This window comes from Vibrio sp. 1CM7H, from assembly GCF_023161645.1.
GTDB lineage: Bacteria > Pseudomonadota > Gammaproteobacteria > Enterobacterales > Vibrionaceae > Vibrio > Vibrio diabolicus.
Genome location: NZ_JALNTV010000023.1, coordinates 1 through 2,434 on the forward strand (window position 1 = coordinate 1; position 2,434 = coordinate 2,434).

The 2,434-nt window shown below is 44.3% G+C and carries 1 protein-coding gene and 1 tRNA gene; one reads left to right on the forward strand and one right to left on the reverse strand.

Annotated elements, in window-relative coordinates; genetic code table 11:
* Positions 1-76 (forward strand) — tRNA-Asn (locus tag MSG33_RS23430).
* A 283-nt stretch (positions 77-359) separates the two neighbouring features.
* Here MSG33_RS23430 and MSG33_RS23435 read toward each other — a convergent pair.
* Positions 360-1,796 carry an NAD-dependent succinate-semialdehyde dehydrogenase gene (locus MSG33_RS23435; RefSeq protein ID WP_085342612.1) on the reverse strand — a complete coding sequence of 479 codons (1,437 nt, stop codon included), beginning with the start codon at positions 1,794-1,796 and terminating at the stop codon, positions 360-362.
* Between the last annotated feature and the right edge of the window lie 638 nt (positions 1,797-2,434).

The following is a 2,434-nucleotide window of genomic DNA, read 5'->3' on the forward strand; positions in this document are numbered from 1 at the left end:
TCCTCCTTAGCTCAGTTGGTAGAGCGACGGACTGTTAATCCGCAGGTCACTGGTTCGAGTCCAGTAGGAGGAGCCATATTAGAAAAAGCCGTATCTCTTGATACAGCTTTTTTGCATTGGTTTAAAGTCAAACTCTTTTCTACTCATGTCACTCAGGAAAGAAAATCAGAGTTTAGATCATTACCTTGAAGGCATCGCTTAACTTAGATTGGAATACCTGCTCACCAACAACTCTGCTTTCTATCGATAGTCCCACCATAAGCAATGTTCACCAATAAATAATAATCATAGTGGGTGGCACACATCTCCCAGATCAAAAAAGCCAGGTAAAACCCAGCTTTTTGCTTAAATCAACCAACTCAGCTTAAACCACCGAGACAAATATACTTTGTCTCCAAATATTCATCGAGCCCTTGTTTCGCACCTTCTCGGCCAACTCCTGACTCTTTGACTCCACCAAACGGGGCCACCTCAGTAGAAATAATCCCCTCATTGACACCAACCATGCCGTATTCCAGACCTTCGCTGAAAGCAACAATACGCTTGAAGTTATTCGTGTAGAAGTAACAAGCCAAACCATACTCTGTGTCATTCGCCATTCCGAGAACTTGTTCATCATTCTCAAAGGTAATAATAGGTAACACAGGCCCGAATAGCTCTTGCTGAACAATCGACATATGCTGCTTGACGCTATCCAAAAGAACGGGCTCCATAAAGCGCCCAGAGCGTCTCTGCGGAGAGTTGGCAATAGAAGCCCCTTCTTGTACAGCTTGATCGATCACCGCCTCTAGACGATGTTTAGAAGCCATCGTAATAACAGGGCCTAATGTGACACCGTTATCTAAACCATTACCAAGCTGTAATTTGCTTAACTTCGACAATACTTTTTCAATAAAAACTTGTTTTACACCTTCATGAACATACAGCCGATTGGTACAAACACATGTTTGCCCTGCATTACGGAACTTCGAAGCGACAAGCCCTTCCGCCGCCGCATCTAAATCTGCATCGTCAAAAACAATAAAAGGTGCATTACCACCTAACTCCATCGAAACCGCTTTGACAGAGTCACTGGCTTGTTTCATCAAAATCTTCCCGACTCGCGTAGAGCCCGTAAAAGAAACTTTCTTAATCCTAGGATCAGTACTTAGTACTTGGCCAAACTCAGCTGCCTGCTCTGATACCACCACAGGAAGTAGTTCTTTTGGGATTCCTGCCTGATAAGCTAATTCAACAACAGCAATTGCAGTAAGAGGAGTAAGCTCAGAGGGCTTGATCAACATGCCACAGCCTGCCGCCAGGGCTGGTGCTGCTTTTCTTGTAATCATCGCAATAGGGAAGTTCCACGGCGTAATTGCAGCGCATACCCCTACAGGCTGGCGAATAGCAGACAGACGTCGATCTGTCGTGGGGGCAGGTATAACTTCGCCATAAGCGCGTTTGGCTTCTTCTGAGAACCACTCGACAAAAGAGGCGCCATACATCACCTCCCCTTTACTCTCGGTTAATGGTTTCCCCTGCTCTAAGGTAATAATTGTGGCAATGTCTTCTGCATTATCAAAGAGTAATTGATACCACTTTTTCAAGCGACGAGAGCGCTCTTTGGCACTTAACTTTGCCCAGCGAATTTGCTCGGTTTTACACTTACCAATAATGTCATCTAATTCCTCAAGAGCACTGGGCTTTAATCGAACTAACTCTTGCTCAGTTGCAGGGTTGATGACCACAATTCCCTCTTCGGAAGACCATTGCTTAAGTACGGATTTCAAGGTTTCATTTTTTATTTGTTGCATCATCAAACTTACTCCTACGAGAACTCCTCTTAGGTTAATCGTTACTAGCAAGATCAGCAAAGAAAACAAAGTTTTCTAAAAGACATGAATGTTCGAATGACTTTACTCTCTTAACAGTCTAGACGCTCATTCTCTTCCAATGACTAAATCAGACTAGCGGTAACAAACTCAAGCAATCCATTCTCCTAGGGACTATCCAGAACACTAGAACGATGAATATTTGCGAAGTAGCAGTAGAAACCCCTTGCTAGAGAAAAGCGTTAACGAAATACGCAGTGACAGAGTGCAGACGACGAGCTAGCTTATGCGGATTCATCAGTCTCCAGCATTTACTATAAGGTTCGAATCTGTAGAGGTATGGGCAAGATTACATTCAACTAGAATTGTGCAATTCGGTTGCGGGTAAAGCTGGCACTACAGATACCAAAAATCTTAGTCTTTCAAGTGAAGCTTAATATAAGTGGCAGCGGTTCTGGGCTACTGACAGGCCTTTTCCGCGGGACTCATTCGATTAAAGGAAAAAGTATACTCGTATTAACGAAAAAGCCCCAGTCGAAAGACTGGGGCTTAATATAAGTGGCGGAGTGGACGGGACTCGAACCCGCGACCCCCGGCGTGACAGGCCGGTATTCTAACCAACT

What these genes read in the sequence shown, in the direction of transcription:
- MSG33_RS23435 (WP_085342612.1), bottom strand. Translation starts at nt 1,796, where the DNA reads ATGATGCAACAAATAAAAAATGAAACCTTGAAATCCGTACTTAAGCAA.